Source organism: Oleiphilus sp. HI0128 (assembly GCF_001635365.1).
In genome coordinates this window covers 1-6660 of sequence record NZ_LWGG01000810.1, presented here as the reverse complement: position 1 = coordinate 6660, position 6660 = coordinate 1, and the positions used below count along the sequence as shown (strand labels likewise).

5 protein-coding genes are annotated in these 6660 nt (G+C 43.7%); 3 read left to right on the top strand and 2 right to left on the bottom strand.

Translation table 11 applies throughout. The features are described 5' to 3' along the window. Positions 1-35: 35 nt before the first annotated feature. A complete protein-coding gene (locus A3763_RS12090) occupies positions 36-935 on the top strand; it encodes a cation diffusion facilitator family transporter (protein ID WP_231872183.1) in 900 nt (299 codons plus the stop codon). 18 nt (positions 936-953) lie between these two features. Here the strand turns inward: A3763_RS12090 and A3763_RS12085 are convergent, their stop codons facing one another. Both A3763_RS12085 and A3763_RS12080 read right to left on the bottom strand, forming a co-directional pair. Next, positions 954-1997, bottom strand: coding sequence for a putative solute-binding protein (locus A3763_RS12085; protein WP_068512937.1), 1044 nt, complete (start codon positions 1995-1997; stop codon positions 954-956). Positions 1998-2220: 223 nt separating this feature from the next. Next, positions 2221-2610 carry a ribonucleotide reductase subunit alpha gene (locus tag A3763_RS12080; RefSeq protein WP_068512934.1) on the bottom strand — a complete coding sequence of 130 codons (390 nt, stop codon included), beginning with the start codon at positions 2608-2610 and terminating at the stop codon, positions 2221-2223. A 631-nt stretch (positions 2611-3241) separates the two neighbouring features. Between A3763_RS12080 and A3763_RS12075 the strand changes: the two genes are divergently transcribed. Both A3763_RS12075 and A3763_RS12070 read left to right on the top strand, forming a co-directional pair. Beyond that, complete coding sequence (locus A3763_RS12075) at positions 3242-4990, top strand: acetyl-CoA hydrolase/transferase C-terminal domain-containing protein (protein WP_369808626.1); 1749 nt, start codon at positions 3242-3244, stop codon at positions 4988-4990. A gap of 157 nt (positions 4991-5147) precedes the next feature. After that, complete coding sequence (locus tag A3763_RS12070) at positions 5148-6470, top strand: alginate export family protein (RefSeq protein ID WP_068512929.1); 1323 nt, start codon at positions 5148-5150, stop codon at positions 6468-6470. Positions 6471-6660 lie beyond the last annotated feature (190 nt).

The window sequence follows — 6660 nt, the reverse complement described above, 5'->3', positions numbered from 1 at the left end:
AAATAGGAGCTCTATTCTTTTGTTAAGAGATCTTAGTGAACATTACTATGCGGGCAAAATCGGAACAACTTATTATTTGGGCAACCAGGGCTTCTGTCGCTGTTGCATTTACCTTACTAATATTAAAAATATATGCTTGGATTGTAACGGGTTCAATGGGGGTGCTAGCCGCACTAGTAGACTCGTTACTGGATTTGGCTGCTTCGCTAATCAATATGTTTGCGGTGCGTTATGCCTTGGAGCCCGCGGATGAGGAGCATCGTTTTGGGCATGGTAAGGCTGAATCACTAGCGGGCTTAGGGCAAGCAATATTTATTGGCAGCTCGGCGATATTTCTATTGATGTATACAGTGGAGCGGATTTTTAACCCTGAACTGATCGAGTCACCTGAAATTGGCACATGGGTGATGCTCTTCTCGATGGCATTAACTTTGGTATTGGTTGCTTACCAGCGTTATGTCGTTAGAAAAACCAATTCGATTGCTGTCAAGGCTGATTCTCTTCACTATTCAGCAGACTTAGTAACTAATGCTGGAATTTTGTTAGGCTTGGCCCTTTATTATATGGGCTGGTTGTATTCAGACCCTATTATTGCCTTACTAATAGGCTTGTACATTCTAAAATGTGCAATAGAAATCGGCTATGAAGCCATTCAGTTGTTGCTTGACCGGGAACTCCCTGATGAGGAAATTAATCAGATAGAAAGCTTGGCTTGTGAACATGAAAACGTCATAGAGATTCATGATCTAAGAACACGTCAGTCTGGTCAGACGAAATTCATTCAGTTCCATCTTGTAATGGATGGGAATATGACATTACTCGCTGCACATGACCTCGCTGACGAGGTACATGACAAGATAAAAGAGTTTTTTCCGCAATCCGATATAATCATCCACCAAGACCCCCATACAGCGATAGCGAATGTAGGGGATTAGCGTCAAATACTTAGCTCTCTATTCGCGGTTGCTTGCTGAGCATTCAGCCGCTTGAGGGTCGAGTTTGCAGCGGACCTTCCTCATTAGTTTAAGCGTCTTTTGGTCGTAGATACCGCGACGACCTAACTCCAAACGGCTCTCTCTAAAATCTTCCACCCAGTAATCGTATAGATGTTCGGGGATATCTATCCAATAGTGTTCGGGGATAGTTGCTTCTGGGTCCGTAAGGAACTTAACAAACTTTGAGTATTCCTCAACCGCTTTTAGCCGAGCCTTCTGAATAAAGCCTTCGGGGAACTTTTCCCAACGTGCGATAACCTGCATGGTGATATACAGGAAAGGGTCTTTATAGATGCCACCGTCAGGTTCTAAGCCTTTATGCATTTCGAAGGGCTCGTAAACAATTGCCGGCGCTGCAGTCAGGTCAACCGTACCGTTGTTAAACTTGAGGATTGAGTTAAAAATGGTTGAATTAACGGGTGTAATACCGTGCTTTTGTGACAGGTATTCAGATTCGGGAACATCATCGAGAACGGCCATGCGTTTGCCAGCAAAGTCTTTGGGAAGCAAAATGCTACGGTCGCGCGTAAACATAAATATTGCACCAGCAGGGCCAATGCCGAGCACTTCAAATTCTCCTATGCGCATTAGGTGAGCCGCCTTAGGAGAGCTTAGGCTTTTGATAATAATGCCAAGATGCTTGTAACTTGGGATTGCGCCAATTGCGCCTAAACTGCCAGTAAAAGAGTTAAACTCACGCGCTCTGAAGCCAAGCATATTCACCGCATCGCAACGTCCAAGTTTGAACTCATCAATCGCTATGCGTTCGTCGCTGAAGACTTCGAAAGTAAGGTCAACGCCCCACTTATAAGCTTGAATGGTCGCTTCTTTCATAATTTGTCCGACCGGCCCCGCTTTACCTATTGGGTCCCAGACACACATGAAGATAGGAACAAGATCTACTTTTTCCTTACCTGGCGGGCTATAAGGTTCGCTTGCCTGAACAGCAAGGGTAAAAAGTATGCTTACAACGAAAACGTTTAGTCGAGTGATCACATCCATGAATACAGGCTTCTATATGAGTTTGTTTTTGTTTGATTTATCTATCTTATCGGGCCGCTTCTTATCTGTCATCATAAATAACATGAACAGTTTCTTATTATGAGACAAGCAATAGGGCGATCTTAGAATTAGGGTACGCTAATTGGTGTGTGGGGAGCTAAAGGTCGAAGTACTCGCTAGAGCGCTTTGGCTTTAGCGAGTGGCTCTGTTGGTGACGAAAGCACTAAGCTGGCTGAATGAGTACCGGGTTTTCTTTACGGTCAAATATCACGTATTGAGACAAGTCCTGCCCCGAATCCAGGTTGTTGGCCATTTGGTTTAAGTAAGGTTCTGCATCATCAGGGCTCGGCGCTTCGCCGTCTTGTCCTGCCAAACCAGCAACAAACATGAAGTCCCACTCATCTGAAATAGAGTCTGCTTCTTCTGACAAGGCAGCAAATGACTCAATTTCTTCTGGTAGCTTGTCCACGCACATTACAGGCGATAATGAGCCTTCCTGTTCACCTTTTTTTTTGCCTGCTTCACCTTCGGCTTTGGCGAATAAAAAAAGTAAGCGTTGAGGTTGGTCTTGCTCTTGGGCGGCTGTGAGAAGCTCACTAAAGGTAGAAATCATTGTGTGGTCCTTATGTTAATGTGGCGTCATCATAACCACTCTCGCCAAGAGAATAAATGATTAGCGTCAATTGCTTTTGAAGCGTAAGGCAGAGCTTTTGTCGGAGCCCTTGATAATTTTTTGTGAGTGTTTGACTTATGTCATGATTAGCGCGCTCAAGTGTTGTTACTGTAGACGAATTCGTACTGGATATAAAAAACAAGAACGGTTTGGAGAACTCATGGAATTATTTAGTGAAGTTGAACGCTGTGTCGAGCGGACGATAGAGACGGTTGGTAAAAATATTGTTTTGGGTTTACCTCTAGGTTTGGGAAAACCAAATCAGTTGGCGAATGCTTTTTACAGAAAGGCGCAGCAGGATCCGAGTATTAATCTGCGGATCATTACAGCTTTATCGCTAGAAAAGCCAAGACCAAAAAGTGAAATGGAAGCCAAGTTTCTAGTGCCATTTGTCGAGCGCTTATTTGGTGATTACGAAGAGTTAGAGTATGCCAAGGCAGTCAGGACTAACACCTTGCCGCCGAATGTCGAAGTCTCGGAGTTTTACTTTAAAGCGGGTGCTATGAAGAGCGTTGCCAGTGCGCAGCGAAACTATGTATCGAGTAACTATACCTTTGTATCGCGCGACTTAATGATTAATGGCGTCAATGTGCTGGCACAAATTGTCGCTAAAAAAGAAATAGATGGCCGACCACAGTTGAGCTTAAGCTGTAATACCGATGTTACCCTGGATATTATGCCTCTGATTGAAGAAGAGAGGGCGAAGGGGAAAAAGATCGTCACTATTGCTCAGGTTCATGACGATTTACCGTTTATGTATAACCGTGCAATGGTCGAGAATGATTATTTTGACTTCCAGGTTCATAGTCCTGCCTATCAGACTCGTTTGTTTGCGCCACCAAATATGTCGGTTCCTAACCCTGACTATATGGCAGGCTTATATGCCAGTACTCTAATTAAAGATGGCGGTACATTGCAGATTGGTATCGGTTCATTAGGTGATGCCATCGTTTATGCATGCAAATTGCGCCAGACCGATAACGACGTCTATAAACATGTCGTCGACTCTCTGAATATCGATAAAAAACTTATCTCCGAATATGGTGGCGTGGATGCCTTCGATAAAGGCTTGTATGGTTCCAGTGAAATGTTTGTTAACGGCTTCATGCACCTAATCAAGAGCGGAATTGTAAAGCGTAAGGTCTATGATGATCTTGATTTACAGCGCTTGATTAATGAGGGGAAAATTGGTGAAACAGTTTCACCATCTACACTTGAGTGCTTGTTAAATGAGTCGATTATTTCTCATCAGCTGACTCATTCTGACTTTATTTATCTACAGCGCTGGGGCATTTTTTCTGATGCCGTACAGTGGGCTGAGGATGGTCTTAAAATAGGCGAAACGACACTTTCGATTAACTTGTTAGAGCAAGCCAACTTTGCCTCCGTGTGTGAACTATGCCTGGGTGATAACCTCAAGGGTGGTATCTATATGCATGGTGGCTTCTATCTAGGGCCTCAAGACTTTTATCAAGCTTTGCGCGACATGAGTCGAGAGGAAAATGAAAAGATCTGTATGTCGAGTGTCGGTCATATCAACCAGCTTGACTACAATCATCCGCTCCTATCTGCGCAGCGTAAGCACGCTCGCTTTATAAACACCGGCATGATGGTGACGCTGAGTGGTGCGGTTGTATCAGATGGCCTAGAAAATGGCACGGTTGTGAGTGGTGTAGGTGGCCAATATAACTTCGTATCGATGGCTCATTCATTGCCTGATGCGAGATCAATATTGTGCGTTAGAAGTACACGCGGTAGTGGTAAAGACCTGCAGTCAAACATTACACCACACTATGGCCATATCACGATTCCAAGGCACCTTAGAGACATCATTGTGACGGAATACGGTATTGCCGATTTACGCGGCAAGACCGACGAGCAAATCGCGATTGAGTTGATTAAGGTTGCTGATTCTCGCTTCCAGCAAGAATTACTAGAAGATATGAAGTCGAAAGGTAAGGTTCGCGAGAGCTTTACATTACCAGCAGAATACAAAGAAAACTATCCTGAGAAGTTAGCTGGGATTCTTAAGTCTGCTCGTGAGAAAGGTTTATTCCCACCGTTTCCGCTTGGCTCTGATTTTACCGATGAGGAAATTGCACTCGGTAAGAGCTTGAAGGATTTGAAGGCCTTAATGGCGCACCCACGACAAATGATCAAAGCGGTTATTCGTTCCTTTGTTCATAAAGTTGATGCAGACGAAGCGCGTCCTTTTCTTGAGCGTCTGAGCTTAGACCATCCAGATTCAACAAAAGATAAGATTCTTCAGCACTTAATTCTTCTGGAACTCGAAGAAAACGGTTATTTAAAACCAATGTAATTCGGTTATTTATATCAATTAAGCCTCCAATATTGGGGGCTTTTTATATGATGCTCAATTTCTTAAATATAAGGCTGCTGGATAGGCGTGACAATAATACTAAAAAGCTGTTAAATTCGTTTTAGCAATTATATTGATAACAATAAGAGAGCTTTATATGTCTTCGCAAAAAGTGTTAGGTAAGTACTGTCATTCGCTAGCTCGCGCTTTTCTTATTTGCACTGCTACATTTTCCTCTTCTTTATATGCCTACGAATATGTAGATGACCAGAAATTAGCCGATGCTAGCTCGATAGCAGATGCACTCTCTGAAGGTACTGCAGAGTTAGACTTTCGCCTTCGCTACGAAGATGCACGCCAATCAGAACCCTCTGAGCAAGGTGCTCAAGCGCTGACACTCCGCTCGCGCCTAAGCTATCAGACGCAGCGTTATATGCTTTTTTCGGGGTTTATCCAGTTTGATGATCTAGCGGCGATTCCAAATGATGAAAATTACAATTCGAGTACAAACGGGCAGCTCGATGATGTTTTAATCGGGGAACCGGATGAAACTCGAGTAAGTGAAGTTTGGCTTAATTATGACATTGCCAATACATCGTTCACTTTTGGTCGACAGGCTTTTGAGCTTGATGCTGGGCGTATGATTGGTAGCGATAGTTGGTATCAAAACGAACAAGTATTTACGGGCTTGAGTGTCACAAACCAAAGCCTGAACTATACAAAGTTTACCTATGTAAACTTTGATCGGGTCGAGCAGCCTTACGCGAAGTACTCGCAAGATACTGATGCCGACTTGAAAGCGCGATTGTTTAATCTGAGTTACAATGGCTTCTTGTTAAATGACTTATCGCTTTACCACTTAACTATTTCTGATCATAAGCGCGACAGACGCTGGGAAACGCAAACCTCTGGTATCTATTTTTCGGGTATGGTTGGCGGCAACAATGGCATCGCAGACTCATCAGGAAACCGCGAAGGGGAAGATTTCTCAATTTCCTACTTGTTTGAGTTTGCTACTCAGGGTGACAAGGGCCAGAACCCTATTAATTACAGAGCCAGCTATAGTCGAATGCAGCTTGTCGCGGGCTATCAGGGTGGAGGCTTTACAATCGCCCGTGAAAGACTTGGTGCCGATGGCAGTGCTAGCTTTGTCACTCCTTTAGCTAGTATGCATGAATACCAGGGTTATACCGGCCAAGCTGTGGATCAAGCCTTGGGGAATGTTACAGGTGGAATTATCGATACAGTATTTGGTGTTTCATACCGCTGCTCAGATGATTTTTCTATCGGGCTAGCTCATCATGACTATGAATTTGATAAGGCTCCTGGCGCTGAATCATCAATCGGCACAGAGCTGCAAGCTGAGGTAAAGCTCAAGTTTCATGAGCTTAGTTTTACAGCTAAATATGCTGACTATAATGCAGATGCCTTGGGCGAAGATACTCGTCGCATATGGTTGCAAACTGGCTTGTCTTTCTAAGCCTTTGTTTATCATTGCTCAAAGAAATAAAACCCAACAGACAAAAGCTGCTGCTTAGTTCGGGGAACTTTGGCTTAGCTGAGGGATAGTTGCCAAGCGATTGATGTGTGTCATGTGCTGAATCACTAGAGCATGATAAATTTTCTTTATTAACTAGAGGAGATTTTATTATGTATATAGATGAGACCAT

Coding starts and splice junctions, on each gene's coding strand:
- A3763_RS12085 (WP_068512937.1), bottom strand. CDS start 1,997: ATGGATGTGATCACTCGACTAAACGTTTTCGTTGTAAGCATACTTTTT.
- A3763_RS12075 (WP_369808626.1), top strand. CDS start 3,242: ATGATTAATGGCGTCAATGTGCTGGCACAAATTGTCGCTAAAAAAGAA.
- A3763_RS12080 (WP_068512934.1), bottom strand. CDS start 2,610: ATGATTTCTACCTTTAGTGAGCTTCTCACAGCCGCCCAAGAGCAAGAC.
- A3763_RS12070 (WP_068512929.1), top strand. CDS start 5,148: ATGTCTTCGCAAAAAGTGTTAGGTAAGTACTGTCATTCGCTAGCTCGC.